The organism is Hymenobacter psychrophilus (genome assembly GCF_900107135.1).
In the GTDB taxonomy this organism is placed as follows: domain Bacteria; phylum Bacteroidota; class Bacteroidia; order Cytophagales; family Hymenobacteraceae; genus Hymenobacter; species Hymenobacter psychrophilus.
Window position 1 is genome coordinate 317,775 of record NZ_FNOV01000001.1, and the last position, 24,077, is coordinate 341,851.

Here is a 24,077-nt window from a genome sequence, read left to right on the forward strand (position 1 = left end):
ACTAAGATTCGGGCGGGGCTTTGCGTTGCGGGCTGATGCATCACAGCCGAACGGCCGCTAGATGTTCTCCGGCAGCAGGATGGAATCTTCGAAGTTGCCCAGGATGGCTTTTTCGCCTTCCGTCACGGCTTCGACCAGCAGCGCGCCACCCACAAAGGCGCCTTTCCAGGATTCGCCCAGGCCGCCGAACACTTCGGCCCGGTCGCCACGGGAGCGGAGCTGGTTGAGGCCCACTTTGAAGGCGCGCACCTCCTTGGCCGTGCGGGCGGCCAGCTTGGCGTCGTCGGAGGCAATGGCGGCCACCAGGGCCCCGTTGCTGATGTTCATCTCGCCCACCAACTCCTCCACGCGGTCAACGAGCACAATGCTGTCGATGGGGCCGAAGGGCTCCTTGAAGTACAGCTCGCTCTGGCGCGGCAGGTTCACCAGCGCCCGCGGGGCGCGGTAGGCGCTGCGGTCCTGGCCGGGCAGGAACAGGCTGTCGTCGAGCTGGCCCTCGTAGATGGGCGTGGCCCCGGTTTTGAGCGCGTCCTGGTAGAGGCGGTCCAGGTCCTGGGCCTGGCGGGCGTTGATGACGGGGCCGAAGGCCAGGTCGGGCAGCGCGTCGCCGGGGGCGTCGACCAGCGTGGGGTTGCCGATTTTCAGGTCCCGGATGGTGTTCCAGTACGTTTCGAGGAACTGCGGGAACAGGCGGCGCTCCACCACGAAGCGCACGTAGGCCGTGCAGCGCTGCTTGCCGTAGTCGTAGCCCTTCTTGAGCTGCTGGGCCATGCCGTCCCAGTCGGAGTAGTCCCAGATGCCGTAGGTGTTCACGCCCTCCATTTCCAGCATGTAGCGCTTGTCTTGCTGGGCCAGCGCGTCGGCAATGTTGCGGCCGTTGTAGCGCCCGCCCACGAAGCTGAGGCAGTCCACGGCATCGTTGCGCACCAGCACGTCGCTCAGCTCGCCACCCGAGCCGCTCACCAGCGTGACGGGCAGGCCGCAGCGGCGGGCAATGGCAAAGGTCAGGCTCAGGGAAATAAAGCCGCCATCGGTGGGCGTTTTGGCAATGACGGCGTTGCCGCACAGCGCCTGCACCAGCACCGCGTGCAGCAGCACCGACATGGGGTAGTTCCAGGAGGCAATATTGCTGACCAGGCCCAGCGGAGTACGCTTGCCAAGCATGCCCTCGATGTTGTCCACGTACCACTGCACGCCGTCAATGGCGCGGTCGATGTCGGTAAAGCCCAGCTTGTAGGTTTTGCCGATTTCCCACATCAGCAGCTTGCCCACCAGCTCCACGTGGGGCTGCAGCTGGGTCAGGCAGTCCTGCACCCGGCGTTTGCGCTCGTCGAGGTCGGTATTGGCCCAGGCGGCGGCTTCGGCTTTGGCGGCCTGCACGGCCCGCAGGGCGGTTTCGTCGTTGAGCATCGGTAGCCAGCCGAGCTGGGTGCCGTCAATGGGCGAGATGAACTCGCGGGGTTTGCCGGGCTCCTGCCAGCGGCCTTCCATCAGGTTGAGGAAGCCGTTGCCGTCGGCGGTGAAGATTTCGGGCGCTACACTTTTGGTCTGTTGCAGCAGGAAGCCGAATTCGACCTGCGGAGAAATCATTTTTGCCATGAGGAAAGAAAGAGTTAGGTAGCGAAATGAAGCACCAGAAACCGCGGCTCCGGGCCGATAAGGTACGCGGTTCCGACCAACATCAACCGGTCGGCTCATTAAGGCTGTGGGGCGCCCCTTTGTTCAGCGCTGGCCCTGCTCACCCCGCCGCCATAGCGCCGGCAGCAAACGCAGGGCGGCGCTGAGGCGGGGTATCGACACTCGGCGTATATTTAGCCGACGCCCCGGCAGCCGCCCGACCCAGTAGCAATGGGGGCTGGCCCAGCGCTACTGCGCCGGGCGATTTGCCGAAAGTTGGCGCTAAAGCAGTCCGGCGGTCCGTCCGAACAACTTGGTTCGGGCGGGCCGCCGGGTAACGTTGAGGATGTATTGGTGTTTACACTAGCTCGGCCAGCTCCAGCCAGCGGAGTTCCTTGGTTTCCAGTTCCTGGGTGAGCGTGCCGAGGCGGGCACCCCAGGCGGCAAATTCGTCGGCGCTACCGCTGCCGCCATTCAGCTTGCTGGTGACCTGCTGCTTTTCGGTTTCGAGGGCGGCCATGTCTTTTTCGAGCTGCTCGTACTCGCGCTTCTCGGCGTAGGAGGCGCGGCGCTTGGCAGCGGCAGCGGCCGGGGCGGGGGCAGCCACCGGCGCAGGCTTGGCGGCCTCGGCTTTGGCTTCGGCGCGGGCCGTTTTGGCGGCTTTTTCCTCTTCTACCAGGGCGGCTTCGGTTTCGCGCTCGGCCAGGTACTCGCGGTAGTCGGTGTAGTTGCCGGGGAAGTTGAGCACGGCCCCGCCTGGTTCGAGCACGAACAGGTGCTCGGCCAGCTGGTCGAGGAAGTAACGGTCGTGACTCACGATGAGCAGACAGCCGCCGAAGTGCAGCAGGAAGTCTTCGAGAATGTTGAGCGTGCCCAGGTCGAGGTCGTTGGTGGGCTCGTCAAGAATCAGGAAGTTGGGGTTCTTGATGAGCACCCGCAGCAGCTGCAACCGGCGCTTTTCGCCCCCGCTGAGCTTGTTGACCAGCGTGTACTGCTGAGCCGGCGGAAACAGGAACAAACTCAGGAACTGGCTGGCCGTGAGCACGTCGCCGTTGGCCAGCTCCACCACTTCGGCCACTTCCTTCACAATGTCAATCACGCGCTGGGTGGGGTCGAACTCCAGCTCCGTCTGGGTGTAGTAGCCGAACACGGTGGTCTGGCCTACCTCAATAGTACCGGAGTCGGGGGCGAGCTTGCCGGTGAGCATGTTGAGCAGCGTGGATTTGCCCGCGCCGTTGGGGCCCACCAGGCCAATGCGGTCCTTCTTTTTGAAGACGTAGCTGAAATCGTCGAGCACCACGTTGTCGCCGAAAGACTTGTTGAGGTGGCTGGCTTCGATGATTTTGCCGCCCTGGCGGGTGGTTTTCACGCTCAGCTCCACGTTCTGCTTGCTCAGGTTGGTGCTGGCCTTTTCCTTCGTGATGTAGAAGGCGTCGATGCGGGCCTTCTGCTTGGTACCGCGGGCCTGGGGCATGCGGCGCATCCAGTCGAGCTCCTTTTTGAAGAGCTGGCGGGCCTTCTCGACTTCGGTGGCCTGGCGCATCTCGCGGTCGGCCTTTTTCTCTACGAAATAGGCGTAGTTGCCCTGGTAGCGGTACATCTGGCCCTTGTCGAGCTCCACAATTTCGTTGGCCACGCTGTCGAGGAAGTACCGGTCGTGGGTAACCATGAGTAGCGTGAGGCTGGGCGACGACAGGCGGTTTTCGAGCCACTCAATAGTGCTCAAATCCAAGTGGTTGGTGGGTTCGTCGAGCAGCAGCACGTCGGGCTCCTCAATCAGCACCCGGGCCAGGGCCACGCGCTTGCGCTGCCCGCCCGAAAGCTGGCTCACGTTGCGCGTCAGCAGCTCGCCCAGAATGCCCAGCCGCGACAGTATTTGCTGCACCTGGGCCTCGTAATCCCAGGCCTGGAGCGAGTCCATGCGCTCGAGTACCCGTTGCAGGTCGTCGGATTTGTGGTCGGGGTCGTTGACGACGTGCTCGTATTCCTTGATGGCCTTGAGCGTGTCGTTCTGGCTGGCGAAGATGGTTTCTTCCACCGTCAGGCTTTCATCGAACACCGGCTGCTGGCCCAAATACGTCACGCGGATGCCCTTGCGCACGCTCACCAAGCCGGTATCGGGGATTTCGAGGCCCGCCAGAATGCGCATGAGCGTGGTTTTGCCGGTGCCGTTGATGCCCACAAAGGCCACGCGCTGGCCTTGGAGCAACCCGAAGTTCAGGTCTTTAAACAGCCAACGGTCGGCGTAATTTTTGGAGAGGTTTTCCGCGGAAAGAAGATTCATGCCCCAAAGGTACGGCGGCAGGGGATGAAGTAGTGGAATGACGTTCTTTTCTCTTTGCCAGCGCAATGGCCACAACGCGCTACTTCAGATGCTGCGCCGCTTTCGACTCCTGCAGAAACAAAACCGCGTCGAACTCACTGTGCAGCTCGTGGGAGGCAAAATTCTGGGGTGCCTCCTGAATGCCAATGTCGCGAAACTGCTGCTGCTGAAAAAGCCAGGCATTCTCATCATTCAGCTTCAGCCGGCGCATATCCAGCACAAAGGCGGGCAGTTTGGTGGCCTGAAACCAAGCCTCATAAGACCCGGCCGGAGCCGGTTGCGCGGCGACCGAACGAAACGTGTGGCCGCTCTCTGCCGCATAGCTGCCCTGCCCGAAGGCAAAGCCCAACGACAAATACGACGGACCAAAGCTGGCCCTCAGCCACTCTCCCAGCGGGCGCTGGCTCAGGGCGGAGGTAGCCACGTGCGCGTTGTGCGCCCAAACGGCCAGCTTGGTCGGGGTCCCGTTCAGGCCCAGGTTTTGGCTGAGCCAAAGCACGTTTTCGGCCATGCAGGCGTCGCGGTAGTCGCCGCCCTGGCGCAGGGGCAGGCGCCGGAAGGTGGCGCCCTGCTCCAGCCGGCGCAGCTCAAACAGAAAGCGCGCCTGCTGGCGGGCAGTCCAATCGGGGTTGCGCACGAGCTTGAAACGGGTATCGAGGCCGGTGCGCAGCTCGCGGATGAGGCGCAGCAGCGTTTGCAGGCGGGCATCGGTGGGCTGGTGAGGCGTCTGGAACAGGTCGAGGGCCGGCCCCCCGCCGCTGCGCGGAACCTGCGCCAGCGCCGCGGCCAGCTCCCGCAGCCGGGTCTGCACAAACTCGTCGTCGGGGCGGGCCGCCTGTTGCAGGAATGCCAGCGCGTTTTCGGGCGCCTGCATATCCATGCCGGCAAACTGTACTTTGGCCACGCCGGGGCGTTGGTTGTAGGCGCGCAGGTAGCGCAGCAGGTCGAGCACTTCCTGGGTGCTGAACACGCCCAGACTGCCCACCAGCCGGGCCGGGTCGCCCTGCCCGGTTTGCAGATACTGGTTCAGCGGCTCGCAGTCGGCGCTGCTTTCCAGCACGAAACCCGTAAAGCCTTTTTGCTCCACCAAGTAGCGCACCAGCCGGTGCTTCATCTCGAATAAGCTGCCCGAGCCGTGCGTCACCTCGCCCAACCCCACCACCCGCGCATTGCCAATCAGCGGCCCCAGTGCAGCCAAATCCGGCGTTTTGGAGGCCGCACCGGCCGCCGGCGCACTAACCGGCAGCGGCACCAGCACCCGGCGCAGCCAAGCCACCTCGGCGGTGGTGGGCGCGGCGGGCGCGGGCGCGGGCGGTAGGGCCGGTACGTAGGGCTGCCCGTCGAGGCTGAAGGTAAAGTCGTCGAGCAGCACCGTGGCCGGACCGGGCAGGCGCATACCCAGCGACAGGTCGGTGGCAAACTCATCGTCGGCCACCGGAATACGCAGGCTGAACGCGGCCCATTCCGCCCCAGGCCGGGGCGGCGGCGGCAGCTCGACCACTCCGTGGCTCCACTGCGACTCGGTGCCGCCGCGGCCATCGGTGCTGAGCCGGGCGTAGGTGAAAACCGGCAGGGCGGGCGCGCCCGCTCCGGCCGGGGCGGGTTGGCGCCAGTAGCCGCTCACTCGTAGCATTTTGCCGCGCAGCTGCGCGATGGGCAGTGTGCCCAGGTACACCACGGGCACCGCCTCGCCGGGTCGGGCGGGTGGGGCGGCCGTCAGGCGCAGGCTATGGCGGCCCTGTCGGGGCAGCAGGCTGTCCAGGCGCAGTGTTACGCGGGTGGGGTCGGGGCGGGCGGCGGGCGGCGGCAGCTGCTCGAAGCTCCAGGCAGGAGTTTGGCGCTCCTGGGCGGTCAGCAGCAGGGCCTCGGTGCCGGCCAACGGCCCGTCCTGATACCGGCGGCCATTGATGCGCACCTCGACGTCATCGAACCAGACCTGCCCGCTGCCATAGGCCCGCACGCCCAGGCCGAAGGCGGTGGCAGTGGGTTTCACGACCAGCGTCAGCTCCAGGCGGCGCCACTCCTGGTTGGGCGGCAGGTTTTCGAGTTGGTCGCGCCGGTCTTTGCCGTCATCATTGTCGGGCGTGTGGGCGTAGGCATAGAGGCCGGCCTGGCCCGCGAAGCCGCGGGTGCGCACCCAGCCACTAACCGTCACGAGCCGGCCACGCACCGAGTCGACGGGAAAAGAAAACAGCGTATAAATGGCTGCGGAAGTAGGTTCGTCGGCCTTTTCCAGGTCGAGGCGCAGACTGCCCCGGCCCTGCCGGAACGTCGCCGTGTCGAAATTCACGACTGTGCCACCGTCCATTTTGCGGGCCCACAGCAACAGCGGCCGGCCCCGATTGGCATTGGCCTCCAGGGCCAGGTTGAGGTGCGCCTGAGCCGGAGCCAGCAGCGGGTACAACAGCAGTAGCAGCAAGGCCAGCCGCTGATTGATTTTGGAAAGTAGCATAGTGGGAAGAAGTATAGCAAAAGTAAAAGGTCGCCTGGCTCAAGTGGCCGCAGGAAAATCCGGTCCGACGCCCCAAAGACAGTCGGCTGTCGCAAGGGCCATCAGGAATTGGTCAGCAAGAGGTATGATACTAACGAACATGGCAATATTCGGTCGGATGACTGTCGCCGACGCGCCCCAGCCGGCCGACTGCCCCTCTACACCTCTGCTGGTGCTGATAGTAGCTTCTCTACAGATTATTTGCTCCGCGAACGCCAGATGAGGGATGACAGTACCTTTGCTCTTTATCCCTTAACTCACTCACCGCCCTATGCCTCTCCCCATGACTTCGCGCCGCTGGCTGTGGCTTTTTCTGCTGGTGCTGGGCGGGGCTTTTGCCTGGCAGCTGGGCAGCTGGGGGCCGCTGGAAAGCAGCGAGGCCCGCTACTCGGAAATCGGCCGCGAAATGCTGACCGGCCGCGACTGGCTGCACCCGCGGCTGCTCGGGATTCAGCATTTCCATAAGCCGCCCCTTACGTACTGGGTTACGGCGGCGGGGCTGGGGCTGTTTGGGGTGAATATGGTGGGCGTGCGGCTGCTGCCGGTGCTGGCCGTGCTGCTACAAGTGGGGCTGGTGTACGCGCTGGGCCTGCTGCTGTTTGGCAACGACAGGGCCCGGGCCCTGGCGGCGGCCGTCATCTACGGTACGCTGCCGGTCGTGCTCATTTCGGCCCTCAACGTAACCACCGACGTGTACCTGGCCACCCTGGAGCTGGCGGCGGCTTACGGCATCCTGCGCTACTACCACGATGGCGGGCAGCGCTGGCTGTACCTGTTCTGGCTGGGGCTGGGACTGGCCTTCCTCACCAAGGGGCCGGTGGGCTTCGTGCTGCCGCTGATGGCCGTGGCGGGCGCCTATTTCCGGGTGCCGGCCGCCGAGCGGTTGGGCGGCGGGGCGCGACGGCCGTTTACGGTGCACCACGTGCTGGGGCTGGCGCTGTTCGTGCTGGTAGGGCTGAGCTGGTACCTGTATCTGATGGCCGAAAACCCGGCTTTCGTGCGCTATTTCCTGTACGAGCACACGGTGGAGCGCTTCGCCAACGCGGCCACTTTCAACCGCAGCAAGCCCTGGTGGTTTTACGTGCTGCTGGCGCCGGCTACCAGCCTGCCCTGGGCAGTGGCGCTGGTGGTGCGGGCCGCGCGCACGCCCTGGGCCACGGTGCCGCGGCTCTGGCGCAACGTGCTCATCTTCTGGGTGCTGGTGCCGCTGTTGTTCTTCTCGCTCTCCAAATCCAAGCTGCTGCTGTACGTGCTGCCCATTTTCCCGGGCGTGGCCCTGCTCACTACCTACTATCTGGGCCGCTGCACCGAGGCTGTGCTGCACCGCTGGTACGTGGGCATTGTGGGCTTTTTTGGGCTGCTGCTGGGCATACTGTGCCTGCTGCCCATTTTTGCGGCCGTGTTCGAGCTGGGCCTGGAACTGCACCCGCTGGTTTCGCTCTGGCCGGCTATTGGGGTGGTTACGCTGGTGCTCACGCTCAGCATCTGGAACCAGGTGCGCATTGCGCCCCGGCTGCTGGTGGGTACCGTTATTTTCACGGTTTTCCTGCTGATTTCGGCTAAGCCCATCATGCAACAGAACGAGCTGGCCTTCAACGGCAGCCGCCCGCTGGCCGAGTTCATCACCAGCCAGGGCCTGCAAACCCGCCCGGTCGTGGTCTACGACCAACTGCTGCCCTCGCTGGCCTTCGAGCTGGGCACGCTGCCGGTCTTTCTCAACGACGGCAACACCAGCCTCAACCGCGAAACCCAGTTTGAGCCCGGTACCAGCTGGCACCGCTACCTGCTCTACCTCAATCAGCCCGAAGCCGAAGCCCCCCTGCGCCAGCTGCTCGCGCAACAGCCGGTGCTGCTGGTAAAAGGCGAACTGAAACCCGAGCGCCAGTGGCTGCTGCAAAGCTTCACGCACCAGGAAAAGCTGGGCAAGTGGGTGGTGTATTGGTAGCAGCTGCCCGCAACTTACCGGGTCCGCTGGCGCTCATCCTCATTGCCAAACTCCCGCTGTTTGCCCTGTAAAAGGCTGTTGCCAATATCGTAGCTGAGGGTGAGGCGGAAAAACCGACTGCTGTTATTCTCACTGTAAACCTGCCTGATACCGTTGACTGTGGAGCTATAGTCTTTCAGGTAAGCCGTATTAAATGCGTCGTTCAGCAGGGCCGTAACGTGCAGTCGGTTGTGCAGAAACTGGTGCTGCAACGCCAAGTTCAGCCCCGACGTGTAGCCCATGCGGTACAGGCCCCTGGCCACCGGCGAAGCGTACGTGTAGTCTGCCTGGAGCGTGGTAGCCGGGCCCAGGGTGAAGGTGTTCGTTGTGGCTCCATACAGCTGGATGCCATTGCGGGGCCGGGCCGCCAGGCCGTTGCTGAACTGCGTGGCCGAGCTCAGCCCGTACAGCTGCGTCTGGGTTTGCCACCAGGCCGTAACGGGGGCCGTGTAGCTCTGGCCCAGCCCGTAGGCGTACTCCCGAAAATAGTTCTGCCGGCTGATGGTCAGCGTGTTGGTGGCCGGCTCGGCCGTGAAGACGGGCCCGAAACCCGCCACCGTGTGGGTGAGGAAGGCGTTGGTTCGCCAGGCGTTTTTGTAGGCGTAAGTCAGCTCCAGGTTGTTGGCGAAGGAGGGTTGCAGAAACGGGTTGCCTTCGGAGTAGCTGTTGCTGTTGATATAGGATCGGAAGGGGTTGAGCAGGCCGAAACCGGGGCGGTTCACGCGCCGGCCGTAGGTGAGCCGGAAGCGGTGGTCGTCACTCGGTTGGTAGGTGAGGTAGGCCGAGGGAAACAGCTTGCGGTAGCTTCTGGTAGTTCGCTGGTCGAGGGTGGCCGAGTAACCCCGGGTTTGGGTGTTTTCCAGCCGTAGCCCCAATTGCAGGCTCATCCTGGCGCTGAAGGGGCGGGTGCCACTCACGTAGAGCGCCTGGGTTTGTTCGCGGTACTCAAAGGTATTGGACCGGCTGGGGTCCAGTTGCGGAGTAGCCGGCCGGATATCGTAATAGGCCAGCCCGCTTTGGCTGCTGATCAGGCTGATTTTGCCCCCGTACGAAAGCTGTGCCCAGAGCAGCGGATGGGTCATGTCGGCCTTCACGCTACCCGTCCGCACCTGCTGGTACGAATCGTTACGAGCCGCCAGACTGGTTCGCACAAACTCCTCTTCGGGTGTAAAAACTTTGGCTATAAGCGTGTTGTCTAACTCCGAATCATACGTGAAATAATCCGCATCGACCGACAGCTGCCGCTGCAAGGTATCCAGCACTGATACCAGGTGCGCGTTGTAGGCGTGGCTGCTGGTGCGTACCCGGCGGGCATCCGTATTGCGCACCAGCGAGTCCAGCCGCTGTTGCCGGTTGCGGATATCGATGGTCGTGTAATCCTGGCTGCCTGGGGTCGCGTAGGTGCCGGCGTACTGCCCCCCCACGGAGAGGTTCGGTGTAAGGTCGTAATCCAGCGCCAGCCGGGCCGAGGCGTTGTTTTCCTGCTGCCGGCCCGTATAGCGCAGGTTCCAGAGGCCGCTGGGGTAGGCAGTGGTAAGCGTCTGCCTGGCCTGGCTGTTACCCAGCTTGCCGCCCACGCTCCCGGCGAAGCGTATCCGGCCCTGGTTGTAAATAAGGTTATTCCGTAGCGCCAGGCTCCCATACGTGTTCTGTTCGTAGCTGAGAGTACTGGTATTTTTCCAGGAATCGGCCGCTCCCTGCCTGAGGTTGATATTCAGCAGCCCGGCACCGTCGGCCTCGTATTCCGCCGGCGGATTGCTCATCACCTCCACGTTGCGGATGCTGCTGGCCGGAATGGCTTTCAGGTAGGCTACCAACTCTTCGCCCGCTAGTTCGAGCAAGCGGCCGTTCACCAGCACCCGCACGGCCCCCCTGCCCAGCAGGCTGATGCTGTTGTTGCGCACCAGCACGCCAGGGGCCGCGCTCAGGGCCTGCACTGCATCGCCCCCCGTTGCGGCGGCGCTATTCTCCACGTTGAAAATCACGCGGTCCGGCTGATATTCTACCAAAGCCTTCTGGCCCACTACTGTTACCTCCCGCAGGGCGGTGGCGCTGGTTTTCAGAATGATGGTGCCCAGCGTTGTAGCGGCCGCTAATACCACCGGTTGCTCCCAGTCGCTAAAGCCCAGGAAGCTCACTTTGAGTTGGTAGGCCCCCGGTGCCGCCTGTAACTCGAAACGGCCCTGCTCGGTAGTTGCAGTGGCCGCGACCAGCTGACCGGCGGGGGTAAACAGCACCACGTTGGCCCAGGCCACGGGCGCCGTCCCGTCCGTTACGGTGCCGCTGAGCGTACCCTGCGCCGCTACCCAACCAGGCAGCAGCCAGCACAGCAGCCCGAGCCAGTGGCACAGTATGGGCATCCGCCTCCGGGAGTTGCGCCCTGGCTGCACCCGGGGGAGGGGTAATTGGAAGAAGCGACGCGGCATGCGGGAAACGATTGAGTACCTGGCTTTGCTACCAGGTAACCCAAAGGTGCGGCCCCGCTTCCGGCCCTGCGACCGACTAAAAAAGTCGAACCACTTTCCCGTTGAAAAATGCGTCCGACTTTTCTCAGCCGACGTTCGACTTTATTTTAACTGTCTGTATATGAAAGTATTGAATAGTGAAAATTCGGTTGGGTCCTTTCAATAGCAGACGGAAACAGGCTCTGTATTTTACTCTGTAATCGGCTCAACAACACTTCTCCTCAAGCGCTTCGGTACTGCGTTGGGGTTTGGCCCGTGTGCTTTTTGAAGGAAGTATTGAACGAGGATTTGGAATTGAATCCGACTGCGTAGAGAATTTCGAGTACGGTTAGCTGGGGCTGGCTGGCATCCTTGAGCAGGTGCATGGATTTGGTGATGCGGTACTCATTCACGAAATCAAAAAAGTGCTGGCCCAGGTGATGGTTGATGAGCACTGACAGCTCCCGCACGGGCCAGTTGAGCTGGGTAGCCAGCTCCTGCACGGTCAGGTCGGGGTTGAGGTAGGGCTCGGCCTGCGCCATGTAGTTGCGCAGCTGTTGCACCTGCGTTTCGGTTTGTGGTGGGGCCAGGGCTTCGGTGGCCTTGCTGGCCGCCGGCTCGCCGGCCAGCAAGGCCCCAACTGGTTCCAGGGTCGAATCGACGCCGCGGAAAAGGGCTGGGTGATAAAGCGCCTTGAGAATGAACCAGGACAGAACGCAAGTGGCGTTGATGCCAACCAGCAGTTCAAAGCCCGCGAACCAATCCTGCTGGTCGGTGAACTGCAAGCCGTTTTTGACCACGACAACGACGTGTAGCAACGTCAGGGTAGCCGTTAGCTGGAACAGCCACTTGTAGGTAATACTGGCCGGATTGGTGTAGTTTTCCTGATACGCCTGCTTGTACTTTTTAAGGATTATGAAAATGGCGGCGGTATAGACCAGAAATTGCAGTTCGCCCAGCCAACGAATAACTACAGATTCGGGCTGATCCCTGAAGTTCTCCAAGAAATGCAGCTTGGCGGCGGCATCGACCAGGTAAAAACGGGGCAGCAGCCCTAGCGTGAGCAGCCCGAAGGGCAACAGGTGCCACAGGTGCCGGGGCTTCAACCGAAAGTCGGAGTAGCAAACCGCCAGGGCGTACAGGTAAAAAACAGGATTAATGAGAGTGTTCGTGGTGATTTTGAACACCAGCAGCCCTGGGTAAGGCAGCAGATGACGGTTCAGAAACCACGAGCTGATATCCAAGGCGTTGAGCAGAATAAACGTCCCAAACAGCCGGTTGCTCAGGCGGTGCCTGGTCGGAACCGTCAGCAGGAACAAGGCCAGCATGCCCGCAATAAAAACGGCCAGCATGCTGATAACCTGAATCAGACTTCTATCATGCATTAGGCGAGGAAATAGGAGAAGCAGGCAGTAACTTGATCAGCCAGGGTTGTTGCGCCAAACGTGAAGTTACGTTTTCAATGCTTTCAACGAATCGTAATCTGGTGCCGTTGGGGCAGTTCACAGGCTGTTACTTCTGAAACTGCGCTACGAATTCAGCCCTGCACCACCGTAGACGGCTGCCGCCTTCTCGCGCAGGTTGTAGCCTGATGACATGACCTCGCCATAAGCCCCCGCCGAGCGGATGGCCAGCAGGTCGTGGCGGTGGGTTTCGGGCAGCAGCCGGGCGCGCCCGAAGGTGTCAGTTGACTCGCAGATGGGCCCCACGATGTCGTAGGCCAGTTCGGGGAGCTGGCTGCTCAGGTTCTGGATGTGGTGGTGGCTGCCGTAGAGGGCCGGACGCATGAGTTCGGTCATGCCCGCATCGAGAATGGCGAAACGCGTGTGCTGGCTTTCCTTCACATACAGCACCCGGCTGAGCAGCGTGCCGCACTGCGCCACCACCGAGCGGCCCAGCTCCACATGCACCTGCTGGCCCGGCCGCCGCTGCAGGTACTGGTCAAACAGGCCAAAGTAGGTGGCAAAATCGGGAATCGGGTGCTCGTCGGGCTGTTCGTAGCTAATGCCCAGGCCGCCGCCCACGTTGAGGTGGGGCAGGTGGTGGCCGCGTTCTTCGAGCCAGGTCTGCAGGTCGTTGAGCTTGCGGCTGAGGGCGGCAAACACGCTCATCTCGGTTATCTGGGAGCCGATGTGGGCGTGCAGGCCAATCAGCTCCACGTGGGGCAACTGCTCCAACTGCTCCAGCACGCCGGCCAAATCGGGCAGACTAATACCGAACTTGTTGGCATCGAGGCCCGTCGTGATGTGGGGGTGGGTGTAGGCGTCCACGTTGGGGTTGATGCGCAACGCCACCCGCGCCTTGCGGCCCTGCCTCCCGGCCAGCTCATCGAGTACCCGCAACTCGGGTACCGACTCGGCGTTGAAGCAGAAAATATCGGCCGTCAGGGCCAGGTTAATCTCGGTATCCGATTTGCCCACGCCGGCAAACACCACGTCATCGGGCCCAAAACCGGCCTCCAGGGCCCGCGCTACCTCGCCGCCGCTCACGCAGTCGGCCCCCAGCCCGGCGCGCCGGATGCGCGCCAGCACGGGTAGGTTGGAGTTGGCCTTAAGGGCGTAGTGCACCCGGAAATTGCCCGGCCGCGCCGCCGTCGTCAGCGCGGTCAGCGTCTGGTCGAGCAGGTCGAGGTCGTAGTAGTAAAAAGGGGTAGGCTGATGCAGGAATTCAGCGGGAAGCGTGAAAGACATGGTTGAGGGGTGTTTGGGGTAATGTTGTTAGGAATAAAGGAACTGGGTAAAAGAATGGTGTCATGCTTCGACTTCGCTCCGCTCAGCATGACGTTTCCTCTCACTCCTCGCGTCCTTCAAATAGCCCCGCATTCAATGCCTTTAATGCCCGCACTTTATCGGTGGTGCTGACTAGGATGCTGATGTTGTTGGGCGAGCCGCCGTAGCTGATCATGCGCACCGGTACGTCGCGCAGGGCGGCGAAGGCGCGGTGGGCACTGCCGTTGGCGTCCTGCGTAAGGCTGCCGACGAGGCAGATAATGCTCTGGTTTTCATCGACGGCCACCGCACCAAAGTTCTGTAGCTCGGCCACAATCTGAGGCAGACGGCCGGCGTCGTCGATAGTCAGCGACACGGCTACTTCCGATGTCGTAATCATATCAATGGACGTGCGGTGGCGCTCGAATACTTCGAACAGGCTGCGTAGGAAACCGTGGGCCAGCAGCATCCGGCTCGATTTCACGTTGATGGCCGTGATGCCGTCTTTGGCGGCAATGGCCTTAATGGACCCGGGGCCGGTGCGCGCCGAAATGAGCGTGCCGGGTGCGTCGGGCTGCATCGTGTTCAGCAGCCGCACCGGAATGCTGTGCGCCCGCGCCGGTAGTACTGAGCTGGGATGTAGGATTTTAGCTCCGAAATAAGCCAGTTCGGCGGCCTCATCAAACGACAGCTCGCGCACCGGGTAAGTGCCGGTTACTACGCGCGGGTCGTTGTTGTGCAGCCCGTCAATATCGGTCCAGATCTGAATTTCCTCAGCTTCCAGGGCCGCTCCCATCAGCGAGGCCGAGTAGTCGGAGCCACCGCGCCGCAGGTTGTCGATGCCGCCGCGTGCGTCGCGGCAGATGAAGCCCTGGGTGATGAACAGGGCGTTGTTGGGGTAGGGAAGCAGCGCGGCCATCAGTCCCTGCCGGATAGCGGCCGCGTCGGGCTCGCCGTCGTCGGCGAGGCGCATGAAGTCGAGCGCGGGCAGCAGCACGGCCGGGCGGCCCAGCACGGCCGTCACGTAGCCGTACATCAGTTGAGTGCTCAGCAGCTCGCCCTGCGCCAGAATGATTCGCTCGTCGGCGGGGGTTAGCGGGACCGCCAGAAAATCCAGCAGTGTTTGAAAGTGCGTGTCGAGGATCGGCAGCAGGGTATCGGCAGCATCGGCCAGCAGCTCGCGGGCCACGTCGTGGTAGCGTTGGCGCAGGAACGCAATGCGGGCCTCGGCAGCGGACGCGTCGCCGCTGCCGAGCAGGCCCGCAATTTCCACCAGTGCGTTGGTGGTGCCGCTCATGGCCGAGAGCACTACCACGCGCCGCCCCAGGTGCGGGGCATGCATGAGCTCCGCCACTTCGCGCATCCGTTGCGCCGACCCAACGGACGTGCCGCCAAACTTCAGAATCTTCATAAGAAACAATTGTGGGGCGAAGCACCGCTTCGCCAGCGCCAAAAAAAACGCCGACCCTCGAAAGGACCGGCGCGGAAAATGTTCAGAATCAGGTACGATGAACTAATGCGACGGTCGGGTCGGGGTGCGTTTTTTCGATTTCTTGACCATCAGGGGGCCGCTGCCTACGGGCTTGCCCTTGCCGCACGCGCCCATGGCGCAAGCCGCGGGGCTGGCGAAGAAGGCGGAAGCAGCAGGAAACAGACGCGACATAGGGCGGTAGAAAACCAGGGATACAACGGGTGTTTGGCCTCGTTGCGGCCGCAAGTACGCTCCGGATTAACAATATTCCAGTACGGCCACGAAAAAAAGTTGTGGTTTGGCCAGCTGCCATGGCGGGCATTGCCCGGCGCGAACTGCCCCGGCAGCGCCTTTACCGGCCTAGTTGCTTGGTCACCCAGGCCGGGAGCTGGTTTTGCTGGCGCAGCCGCAACAGCTCGTCCAGCTGCTTGTTTTTCTTGTAGCCCCCCGCCTGATAGGCCACAAGCAACGTGTGAATGCCTTCTACATTAAGCAGCACCTCATCCTGCACCTCGGGGTGCTGGAGCTGGTAGCGGGCCCAGCCGCCCATGAACAGCAGCAGTTGGTCGGGATCCTGCTTGACGAGGTCGGCCACGTACTTCTGCAGCTGCACCTGCACGTTGGACGAGCCACTCAGCCACTGAAACACGAACTTGTTGGCCGCCTGCCGCTGAGCCGTTTGCTGGCCGGCGGGCGTTTTCTCCAGCCAGTTCACCGCCTCCACCACCTGGGGCTCAAAGCGGATATAATCTTCCGGCAGCCTGAGCGTATAGTCGGGAACCTGGTAGCCCGATTGGGCCTGGGCTGCAGGACCACCTAGCAGCAGGGCCAGCAGCAAAAAAAGGAAGGTCGGTTTCATGGTAGAGGGGACTAGGGAGATAAAAAAGCCGGGCCGGCTATTGCCAAGGTACACGAATATCGCAGGGATAAGTAGGGTTAAGCACAGGCTCTGGGCCCTCGCGTGCACGCTCACTACTCTGGAGACGGGATGTCCTTGCTGAAGGGCAGGTCGGCTTTGGTATCGGTTACAAAAAAAACTTCTGCTGCCACTTCGGAGCGCTGGTTGCGTGTGGGAGCACATAGTAGCCGGCCGCTTGCAGTTGGCGAGGCTTCCCACTTCAGCGAGGTGCAGTTGGTAAGTCCAGCCGTGAGCCTGCCTACACCCTGGGGGCAGAATACACAAGTAGGTGCCAGGCGGAAGGAAGCACAGAAGCCCATCCGGTGCCGCTACCGTCTGGTAACGAATGGTTCTACTTCTCGCGTGCTCGTTTCGGTTGGTCCCTGTCCCGGCCGGGTTGGGCCCCGGAACGGAATAGGGCGGCCGGTGGCCTGGCTGCGGTTGCTGGCCGCATCAAGTGCCTCAAAGGTCGCGGTGCAGGCTTCATCTGGCCCGAAGGTGAAATTGCCGTCACACGTGAACCAGCCGATTCCCAGCTGATTTTGCCAGGGCGTAAGGTAGCTAATCACCGGGGCCTTCAGGCGTGCACTTCGGATGGTGACCCGCACCAGTACCGGCGAAGCATCCTGCACGGGGAAAGAAAACAGCACATAGTTATTTATGCCCTCACTGTTCTCCGAGTACTCTTGGCGCACGGGGGTGGGCGTAGCCGTCCAGCGCGGAGCCTGCGTATCGGGCAATGTGCTGCTGACGCGCCAGCGGTGCACAATAACGAGTTGCTTACTGCCAGCCTGGGCGCGCTGCATTCGAAATAAGCTGTAGCCAGCAGAAGACGGCAGGCTGGTACGCAACTGATACGTGGTATCGGGCAGCAGGGGTCGGGCGGGCTGCATCAGCACTTGCCGGGCGCTGCTGAAACGGTTAGCCGGCTGCTCCAGTAGGAGCAGGGGTACCGAATCCTGCTTTGACCACAGATATACCTGAATTTGGTGCCCGAACTGCGCTAGCTTCGGGCAGGCAATTGTATTGAGCTCCGCAGAAAACAGGAATATCTGGCGGGGTTGGATAGGAGCATGCGCGTCTGGCCATACTGCAACATTCGGTTGAGAGATGCACTGTCCCGCTACCGGCCCGGCGGTAAGTAAAAGTAGCAGCGCGAAAAAACAGAAACAGCGACGCATAGAAACCAACTATTATACAGCCTAAAACTACATATCAAGGCCCATCGTGCATTGCACAATGGGCCTTGATATGATATATAAGCCGATACTCTACCGCACCGGCTTGGGTATGACGGGCAGGCTCTCGTGGCCCTCGGCGTCCACGCTCACCACGCCAAAAATGAAGTTGTCCTTGCTGAAGGGCAAATCGGCTTTGAGGTCGGTGACGAAGAATTTCTGCTCCCACTCGGGGGCGCTGGTAGGGCGCATAAGCACGTAGTAGCCGGCCGGCTTTTCGCCGGTGGCGGGGGCTTCCCACTGCAGCTCGGTGCGGTTGGTGAGCTTGGCCGTGAGCACGCCTACATTGCGCGGGGCAGCCGGGGCCAGGGCCAGGCTGGCCAGCGTAGCCAGGTTGACGCCGGTATTGCTGCGCAGGTAGTCGAAATCCATGAACTTGGCCAGGTCGCCGTACTCCTCGCCCTTTTCGGTGCGCAAGTCCTGGTGCTGGTGCCGGAAATCCTCGTTCATCTCCGAGAAGCGCACCGCCGTGAAGCCCTGCTGGTTGAAGGGCGTATGGTCGCCGCCGCGCAGGAACCGGTCGGGGCGGTACTCGAGCACCACCTCGTGGCCGGGCACGTACTGCTTGGTGGCCTCGCGGGCGTAGCGGGCCAGCTGGCGGCTAGGCGAGTCGTTCTCGGAGCTCAGCGTGCGGCGCGTCCGGGCTTCCTCGGGCGTTTCGGTGGCCGGTACGCCTTCGCTGAATACCCGTAACTGGGTCTTGTTCTTTATTTCCGGATCGTGGCCGGTCGAGTTGCCCATGATATCGTTGTTGAGCATGGCCACCAGATTCCAGCCCTCTTTCTTGGCGCGTTGGGCCAGGTGGGTCGAGCCATAGAGGCCCTGCTCTTCGCCCTGCACGGCCACGAAAATGATGGTGGCCGGAAACTTCTGTTGGCTCATTACGCGGGCCAGCTCCATTACGGCCACCGTGCCCGAGCCGTCGTCGTTGGCCCCGGGCGCGTCGGCCGTAGCGTTCATCACGTCGGTCACCCGCGAGTCGATGTGGCCGCTGACGATGAAGATGCGCGTATCGGTGGGGTCGGTGCCGGGCAGCGTGGCCATTACGTTGGCCATCAGCACCGGCTGGTTGATGCGGCGGCCGTCGGGCTTGATGGTAAACGTGTCCTGCTCGACCTTGAGCCGCCCGCCGCTGGCTTTACTGTACTTCCGGAACTCGCTCTCAACCCAGTTCCGGGCCGCCCCAATACCGCGCTTTTTGCTCTTGGTGTCGGAAAGCGTGTGGCGCGTACCGAAGCTCACGAGCTTGTCCACATCATCCTGCAGATTCTTGGCCGACACCTGCTGTACCATTTCCCGGATAAGCGGGTTGGGCGTAGTGGCCGGTTTAGTTTGGGCAAAAACGGGCGTGGTTAGCAGGCCAAGGCCAAGCAGCAGGAGTAGGGAGCGGGACATAAAGGAGTTTTGATTGGAAAGGTATAGACGCAATTCCGGCTTAGGCGTTGCGGGGAAAGTAACGCGAACTTTGTAGTTCGTGGCTGCGCGCCGATAGAATCGTTTGAAAGGCGCGAAGCCGCGAACTACAAAGTTCGCGCTACAGCCGTGCCACGACCACGCTGGCCGCGTTGCCGCCGAACCCGGCGGCGTTTACCAGCACCCGCCGCACCGGCCGCAAAGCCGGGCCATTTACGTCGGTTTCGAAAGGGGGCGTAGGCCAGGTTTGGGTTTCGAGCACATACAGAGCGAAATCCAGACTTAGGGCAGCCGAGGCGCCCAGTGTATGGCCCAGCAGCCATTTATTGGATAGTAGCAGCGGTAGATGCTCGCCGAATACGGCCCGCAATGCCGCCCGCTCGGCCGCGTCGCCGGCCGGGGTACCGGGCGAGTGCAGCACTACCGCGTCTATTTCGGTTGGGGCGGCGTTGGCCTGCTGCAACGCCGCCCGCATGGCCTGCTGGAAATGCTGGCCGTCGGGCGAAAGGCCCGTTTTGCTGCCCAGCGCCTCGAAGCCGAAGCCCACGCCGCTGAGCAGTAGCGCCGTTGCGCCGGTTGCCTGCAATGCCGCCCGGCTGCCGCGTTCCAGCACAAAAACGGCCGCGCCCTCGCCCAGCACAAACGTGGAGGGGCGGCCCGCGCCCGGCCGGCAGGGCCAGTTGGTGGCCTCGAAAGGAGAGTAAATGCCGATGGCCCGCATCTGGGCCAGCGTAAAGGCCGTGAGTGGGGCCTCAGCGCCACCGGCCAGAAACCGGTCGGCCATGCCAGCGCGCAGCCAGGCCACGGCGTTGCCTAATGCCTGGAACGCGCTGCTGCAGGTGCTGGAGTGGCTCAAAGCTGCCGCACCCGTTTGGCCCGCATCAAAGGCCACCCAGCTGGCCACGTTGCCCAGCGTTGTCAGCGGCGAAGCTGCGGCTGGCACCCGCCCGTCGGCCAGAAACTCCGCATGAAACTCCTCCAGCCGCCCCGTAGCCCCCCGGCTACTCCCGATGCTGACGGCGAGATTACCCGTTGCCAGTTGCCAGTTGTCAGTTGCCCGGTTGTTTTCATTGGCTATGCTGGCAACCGATAACCTCGCGGCCAGTATAGCCAGCAGTACGGTGCGGTCGAGCTGGCGGTAGGCGGGGTGGGCCTGGCGCAACGTGGCTACTGCGGCTTCGGCCTCGGCCGGCAGGGCCGCTACGGGCAGGCCCGCCGGGTGCGCGCTGAAGGGCGAAGCGGCCGCGTTCCAATCCGACTCCAGCCCCAGCGCCGATACTCGGCCCCGGCCCCGGATGACGACTACGGCATCTGAAGAGGGGTTAATCATGCAGAATGTGGGGCAGGTTGGGGGCGGGCACGAAGTCGAGGACCACCTCGCGCATCTGGCGCAGCACCGTGTAAAGCAGCGCCATCTCGGCATCGGTGGTGCAGTAGGGCGGCAGCAGGTACACCACGTTGCCTAGGGGGCGCAGCACCACGTGGTGGTCGAGGGCAAGCTGGTAGAAGGCGTCGCGCAGGCGGCTGAAGTAGCTGGTGCCCTCACCTGGGTCGTACTCTACGGCCAGAATGGTGCCCCGATGGCGCACTGCCCGAATGCCCGGCTGCCCTTCGATTTCGGCCCGGAAAGCAGCGTGGGCAGCAGCTATGCGACGGCGCTGCTCGGTGCATTCCTCGGCGCGGGTGAGCTCCAGGCTGGCCAGGGCGGCGGCGCAGGCTACGGGGTTGGCCGTGTAGGAGTGGCCGTGGAAAAGCGCCCGCATCTTGTCGTCGCTCAAAAAGGCCTCGTACACCGGAGCAGCGCAGGTAGTTAGGCCCATTGCCAGGGTGCCGCCGGTGAGGCCCTTCGAAAAGCACATCAGGTCGGGCTGCGCAGTCAGCAGGCTGCTGGCAAACAGCGGCCCGGTGCGGCCGAAGCCGGTCATCACCTCATCGGCAATGCAAAGCACGCCGGCTGCCTGGCAACGGTGCAGCATTTCGCTCAGAATGACGGGCTCATACATGACCATGCCCGCCGTGCCCAGCACCAGGGGCTCAAATATGAAGCCGGCGACTTCGGGGTTTTGTAGCAGCGCATCGAGCTGGGCCAGCACTTCGGCCTCGCGGCCCGGCACCGGCACATCGATAAACTTCACGTCAAACAGCAGCGGCCAGAAAGGCTCGGTGAAGGCGCCGCGGCTGCTCACGGCCATGGCCCCGAACGTGTCGCCGTGGTAAGAATTCTTGAAGCAGATAAACGTGCGCCGCGTGGGCTGCCCCAGGTTGTGGAAGTACTGGAGCACCATTTTCAGGGCCACTTCCACGGCCGTCGAGCCGTTATCGGAGTAGAAGGCGCGAGCCTGGTTTTCGGGCAGAATTTCCAGCAGCTGCTCGGCCAGCTCGACGGCGGTCGGGTGGGTGAAGCCGGCAAACAGCACGTGCTCCAACGTGCGCAGCTGCTCACTCACGCGGGCCGCAATGTGTGGGTGGGCGTGGCCGTGCAAATTCACCCACCACGACGAAATGGCGTCGAGGTAGCGGGTGCCGTCCTCGGCTACCAGCCAGCTGCCCTCGCCCCGGGTAATGGCAATGGGCAGCGGGGCGGTCTGCATCTGGGTGTAGGGGTGCCACAGTACGGCGTGGTCGCGTTCAGAAAGGGTAGGCATGCGGCAAAGGTAGGCCCAATGCCGGTTGCCGCGGAGTAATCCGCGTTTTCGTGGCCGGCCCCGCATTGCCGTGCGAGGCCCGTGGCGCTAAGCCAGGCCCTCTTATGCGCTCATAAACCACTCCCGATACTCCGCCGCGTACCGCGCCACCACGGCGGCCGACACCGCCGGCTCCTCCAGTATCCGGGGCATTACCGGCCCGTTGTAGTAGCTCAGAATAGCCTCCTCGGTGGCCGGGTTGGGCGCGCCGTTGAACACGAGGCCGCGCACCGGAATCTGTCGCTGCCGCAGCGCCTCCAGCGTGAGCAGCGTGTGGTTGATGCTGCCCAAATAGTGCCGCGACACTACCACCACGGCCAGCCCCAGCCGCTGCACCAAGTCGGCTACCGAAAAGCCGGGCGCCAGCGGCACCAGCAGCCCGCCTGCGCCCTCTACCACGAGGTGGTTGCTGGTTGTGGGTAACTCGAAATCGTCGGGCCGCAATATCAGGCCCTCGGCAGCAGCGGCGGCGTGAGGCGAGGCCGGCAGCGCCAGCCGGTACCGCTCGGGCCAGAAGCGGCTGATGGGGTTCGTGACAAGCCCGCGCACGGTACCCGCATCGGTCGTGGGCGTGAGGCCCGCCTGCACGGGCTTCCAGTAATCGGCCTGCAGGGCCTCGGTAAGTATGGCCGCGACGAGCGTTTTGCCCACGTCGGTGCCTATGCCAGTGATAAAAAGGTTTTCCAAAAGAAAGTGAGTTAACGAAACATATGCTTCTAAAGATCAGACTCCTTTTTCAATGATGCTACAATCAACGTAAGCTAAATGGAGCGTAACAAACGCTTACTTATACAGCGTGTTATCTGCCAGCCCGTTCAGGTAAAACTGCACACAGGCCTTCAGTTCGTCGCCGTACTGGCGCAGCTTGGCAGGGTCGGGGGTGGCGAGGGGGGTAGCGGGCAACTGGTGGCGTTGGTAGGGGTAGAGGCGCACCTGGTCGTTGGCGGTCAGCTCGGTTACGTAGTCGGCGTGGATTAGCCAGTAGCTGCCGCCGCTCAGAAACAGGGCCCGGCCGCTGGTGCCGGTATCGAACACCGAGGAGCCGAAGGGCAGCAGCTGGCCGTCGGCGGGCAGGCCCAGCAGGTCGAGCACGGTGGCCGGCACATCGGCCTGCTGGCTGATGCGGGGCTGGGGCAGGGCCGGCAGCGGCTGGCCGGGGGCGAAGAGCAGCAGCGGCGTTTTGTACTCGCCCAGCAGGTTCTGGTAATCGGGCGCGTCGGATTGGGAGGTGTGGTCGGCCAGCAGGATAAACAGCGTATTATCGTACCAAGGCTGCTGCCGGGCCGTGGCGAAGAACCGGCGCAGCGCTAAATCAGTGTAGGCAATGGTGGGCTGAATGGCCAGCGGGCCGGTGGGCAGCTGGCCCTCATACTTGGCCGGCAGCCCGAACGGCTCGTGGGCACTCAGGGTAAAAAGCGTGCTGAAGAACGGCTGCTTCTGCCGGCTCAGCTGCCGGCTGAAATACTGTAAATAGGGCTCATCAAAAATGCCCCAGTGCCCGTCGAAATCGGGGCTGTTGGCGGCGCCGGGGTATTCATCGAGGCCGAAATACTGCTGCATGCCGGTCATGCCGCTGAAGGTGTTGAAGCCCATGGTGCCGTTCTGGGCCCCATGGAACAGGCTGGTCTGGTAACCGTGGCGGGCCAGCAGGCTGCCCAGCCCGTGCATCTCGTCGGTCTGGAAATCGGAGGTGATAAAGGAGCCTTCCATCAGGCTCGGCAGGCCGGCCAGCACGGCCGGCAGGGCCTCGATGGAGCGGCGACCATTGGCGTAGTGGTCGGGCAGCAGCAGGCCGCCGCGGGTGGCCAGCGAGTCGAAAAAGGGCGTGTAACTGCGCCGGCCGGGGTTCTCAACGCCGTTGTACTCCGAGCCGAAGCTTTCGAGAATCAGAATTACCACGTTGCGGCCCGGCAGCGGCACCGTGGCCCGCTGCGGTAGCGGCCGGGCCGCCAGAGCCGCCCGTAGCAGCTGCTGCGTGCCGAAGTACTCCTTGCGCTCGGGCGCGGCGTAACCCAGGCTTTTGAGGAAGGTGAAGGTGGTGTTGAGTGCCAGATGGCCCAATACCGCCGGTTGCTGCACGAAAGCGGCCCCGGTGCGCAAGGGCTTCAGCTGCAATCCGCCCCGGATGCCGAGTACCGCCAGGCCCGCAATAGCGACCAGCTGCACGGCAATGGTAGCTGCTAGCTTATAGCGGTTAGCGGTTGGCTGCTGGAAATTGGATTGCCCATCGTTCGTTTGCAGCTTGTGGCTGGTAGCTTGTCGCTTCCCGTCAGGCATCGGGTAGAAGTACCAGAGCGCGGCCAGCAGCACGCCGAGGGGCAGCAGCAGCCACCAGTAACTGAGCAGCAGCTGGCCCGCCTGCCGCTGCACATCGGCCCCGATGGTACTCAGCTCGTTGCTCGTGCGCCGGCCGATGAAGCGGAAATATTCCCAGTCCACCAGGTTCAGCACCAGCCCGAAGCTGTTAAGCAGCAGGTACACCGCCCATACCAGCCGCTGCCAGCCCCGGCCCCGGCTGGGTACCAGGCCCAGCAGCAGCCATGGAATATTGAGCAGCAGCAGGGCCGACAAATCGAACCGGAAGCCGTGCCAGAAGGCCAGCGCCACCTGTCCCGCCGAAGCCTCCCGGAACACGGCGTAGTTCAGCCCGAAAAAGCCCAGCCGCAGCAGCACATAGGCCCCCAGCAGCAGCGCAAAACGACGAATCAGCAGACGAAGAAACTCGGTGGGCATGGGCAGGTTAGGGAGCTGTTAGCTATTGGCTATTAGCTATTGGCTGTTAGCTTTCGTTTTAGATAACGGCTTT

16 protein-coding genes are annotated in these 24,077 nt (G+C 62.9%); 1 reads left to right on the plus strand and 15 read right to left on the minus strand.

Going from position 1 to position 24,077, the window contains the following annotated elements; translation table 11 throughout:
- Nucleotides 1–57: 57 nt before the first annotated feature.
- The 3 genes from BLW21_RS01335 to BLW21_RS01345 all read right to left on the minus strand — a co-directional run bounded on the left by BLW21_RS01335 (nucleotide 58) and on the right by BLW21_RS01345 (nucleotide 6,392).
- The gene (locus tag BLW21_RS01335) at nucleotides 58–1,590 is read right to left on the minus strand and encodes an aldehyde dehydrogenase family protein (RefSeq protein WP_245711774.1); all 1,533 of its coding nucleotides are present in this window, start codon (nucleotides 1,588–1,590) and stop codon (nucleotides 58–60) included.
- Nucleotides 1,591–1,975: 385 nt separating this feature from the next.
- Nucleotides 1,976–3,901: an ABC-F family ATP-binding cassette domain-containing protein gene (locus tag BLW21_RS01340; RefSeq protein WP_092737090.1), complete on the minus strand. Its 1,926-nt coding sequence runs from the start codon at nucleotides 3,899–3,901 to the stop codon at nucleotides 1,976–1,978.
- Nucleotides 3,902–3,980: 79 nt separating this feature from the next.
- Nucleotides 3,981–6,392, minus strand: coding sequence for an erythromycin esterase family protein (locus BLW21_RS01345; protein WP_092737092.1), 2,412 nt, complete (start codon nucleotides 6,390–6,392; stop codon nucleotides 3,981–3,983).
- A 310-nt stretch (nucleotides 6,393–6,702) separates the two neighbouring features.
- On the opposite strand from BLW21_RS01345, the gene BLW21_RS01350 reads away from it, so the two are divergent.
- Nucleotides 6,703–8,376 carry an ArnT family glycosyltransferase gene (locus BLW21_RS01350; RefSeq protein ID WP_092737094.1) on the plus strand — a complete coding sequence of 558 codons (1,674 nt, stop codon included), beginning with the start codon at nucleotides 6,703–6,705 and terminating at the stop codon, nucleotides 8,374–8,376.
- 14 nt (nucleotides 8,377–8,390) lie between these two features.
- On the opposite strand, the gene BLW21_RS01355 is transcribed toward BLW21_RS01350, so the two are convergent.
- The 12 genes from BLW21_RS01355 to BLW21_RS01405 all read right to left on the minus strand — a co-directional run bounded on the left by BLW21_RS01355 (nucleotide 8,391) and on the right by BLW21_RS01405 (nucleotide 24,004).
- Nucleotides 8,391–10,775, minus strand: a complete 2,385-nt coding sequence (locus BLW21_RS01355) for an outer membrane beta-barrel family protein (protein WP_175470812.1) — start codon at nucleotides 10,773–10,775, stop codon at nucleotides 8,391–8,393.
- 326 nt (nucleotides 10,776–11,101) lie between these two features.
- On the minus strand, nucleotides 11,102–12,244 hold the full coding sequence (locus BLW21_RS01360; protein ID WP_092737098.1) for a helix-turn-helix domain-containing protein: 1,143 nt from the start codon (nucleotides 12,242–12,244) through the stop codon (nucleotides 11,102–11,104).
- A 144-nt stretch (nucleotides 12,245–12,388) separates the two neighbouring features.
- Entirely contained in the window at nucleotides 12,389–13,549 is a 1,161-nt protein-coding gene (gene lysA / locus BLW21_RS01365) for a diaminopimelate decarboxylase (protein ID WP_092737100.1), read from the minus strand.
- 100 nt (nucleotides 13,550–13,649) lie between these two features.
- On the minus strand, nucleotides 13,650–14,978 hold the full coding sequence (locus BLW21_RS01370; protein WP_092737102.1) for an aspartate kinase: 1,329 nt from the start codon (nucleotides 14,976–14,978) through the stop codon (nucleotides 13,650–13,652).
- A 102-nt stretch (nucleotides 14,979–15,080) separates the two neighbouring features.
- Nucleotides 15,081–15,230, minus strand: a complete 150-nt coding sequence (locus BLW21_RS21430) for a hypothetical protein (protein WP_175470813.1) — start codon at nucleotides 15,228–15,230, stop codon at nucleotides 15,081–15,083.
- Between the two features lie 160 nt (nucleotides 15,231–15,390).
- On the minus strand, nucleotides 15,391–15,897 hold the full coding sequence (locus BLW21_RS01375) for a hypothetical protein (RefSeq protein WP_092737104.1): 507 nt from the start codon (nucleotides 15,895–15,897) through the stop codon (nucleotides 15,391–15,393).
- A 368-nt stretch (nucleotides 15,898–16,265) separates the two neighbouring features.
- Complete coding sequence (locus BLW21_RS01380) at nucleotides 16,266–16,829, minus strand: hypothetical protein (RefSeq protein ID WP_139255043.1); 564 nt, start codon at nucleotides 16,827–16,829, stop codon at nucleotides 16,266–16,268.
- Between the two features lie 378 nt (nucleotides 16,830–17,207).
- Entirely contained in the window at nucleotides 17,208–18,569 is a 1,362-nt protein-coding gene (locus BLW21_RS01385) for a M20/M25/M40 family metallo-hydrolase (RefSeq protein WP_092737108.1), read from the minus strand.
- A gap of 139 nt (nucleotides 18,570–18,708) precedes the next feature.
- A complete protein-coding gene (locus BLW21_RS01390; protein ID WP_092737111.1) occupies nucleotides 18,709–19,917 on the minus strand; it encodes a beta-ketoacyl synthase N-terminal-like domain-containing protein in 1,209 nt (402 codons plus the stop codon).
- Complete coding sequence (gene bioA, locus BLW21_RS01395; protein WP_092737113.1) at nucleotides 19,910–21,232, minus strand: adenosylmethionine--8-amino-7-oxononanoate transaminase; 1,323 nt, start codon at nucleotides 21,230–21,232, stop codon at nucleotides 19,910–19,912. Before bioA ends, BLW21_RS01390 begins: the two co-directional genes overlap by 8 nt.
- A gap of 102 nt (nucleotides 21,233–21,334) precedes the next feature.
- The gene (gene bioD, locus BLW21_RS01400; RefSeq protein ID WP_092737115.1) at nucleotides 21,335–21,958 is read right to left on the minus strand and encodes a dethiobiotin synthase; all 624 of its coding nucleotides are present in this window, start codon (nucleotides 21,956–21,958) and stop codon (nucleotides 21,335–21,337) included.
- A gap of 96 nt (nucleotides 21,959–22,054) precedes the next feature.
- Entirely contained in the window at nucleotides 22,055–24,004 is a 1,950-nt protein-coding gene (locus BLW21_RS01405) for an LTA synthase family protein (RefSeq protein WP_092737117.1), read from the minus strand.
- Between the last annotated feature and the right edge of the window lie 73 nt (nucleotides 24,005–24,077).

Excerpts from the sequence above, each read along its gene's own strand:
- BLW21_RS01360 (WP_092737098.1), bottom strand. The coding sequence starts at position 12,244 with ATGCATGATAGAAGTCTGATTCAGGTTATCAGCATGCTGGCCGTTTTT.
- BLW21_RS01380 (WP_139255043.1), bottom strand. The coding sequence starts at position 16,829 with ATGCAGCCCGCCCGACCCCTGCTGCCCGATACCACGTATCAGTTGCGT.
- BLW21_RS01370 (WP_092737102.1), bottom strand. The coding sequence starts at position 14,978 with ATGAAGATTCTGAAGTTTGGCGGCACGTCCGTTGGGTCGGCGCAACGG.
- BLW21_RS01345 (WP_092737092.1), bottom strand. The coding sequence starts at position 6,392 with ATGCTACTTTCCAAAATCAATCAGCGGCTGGCCTTGCTGCTACTGCTG.
- bioA (WP_092737113.1), bottom strand. The coding sequence starts at position 21,232 with ATGCCTACCCTTTCTGAACGCGACCACGCCGTACTGTGGCACCCCTAC.
- BLW21_RS01340 (WP_092737090.1), bottom strand. The coding sequence starts at position 3,901 with ATGAATCTTCTTTCCGCGGAAAACCTCTCCAAAAATTACGCCGACCGT.
- BLW21_RS21430 (WP_175470813.1), bottom strand. The coding sequence starts at position 15,230 with ATGTCGCGTCTGTTTCCTGCTGCTTCCGCCTTCTTCGCCAGCCCCGCG.
- BLW21_RS01350 (WP_092737094.1), top strand. The coding sequence starts at position 6,703 with ATGCCTCTCCCCATGACTTCGCGCCGCTGGCTGTGGCTTTTTCTGCTG.
- BLW21_RS01335 (WP_245711774.1), bottom strand. The coding sequence starts at position 1,590 with ATGATTTCTCCGCAGGTCGAATTCGGCTTCCTGCTGCAACAGACCAAA.
- BLW21_RS01355 (WP_175470812.1), bottom strand. The coding sequence starts at position 10,775 with ATGCCCATACTGTGCCACTGGCTCGGGCTGCTGTGCTGGCTGCTGCCT.
- BLW21_RS01375 (WP_092737104.1), bottom strand. The coding sequence starts at position 15,897 with ATGAAACCGACCTTCCTTTTTTTGCTGCTGGCCCTGCTGCTAGGTGGT.
- BLW21_RS01390 (WP_092737111.1), bottom strand. The coding sequence starts at position 19,917 with ATGATTAACCCCTCTTCAGATGCCGTAGTCGTCATCCGGGGCCGGGGC.
- BLW21_RS01385 (WP_092737108.1), bottom strand. The coding sequence starts at position 18,569 with ATGTCCCGCTCCCTACTCCTGCTGCTTGGCCTTGGCCTGCTAACCACG.
- BLW21_RS01405 (WP_092737117.1), bottom strand. The coding sequence starts at position 24,004 with ATGCCCACCGAGTTTCTTCGTCTGCTGATTCGTCGTTTTGCGCTGCTG.
- lysA (WP_092737100.1), bottom strand. The coding sequence starts at position 13,549 with ATGTCTTTCACGCTTCCCGCTGAATTCCTGCATCAGCCTACCCCTTTT.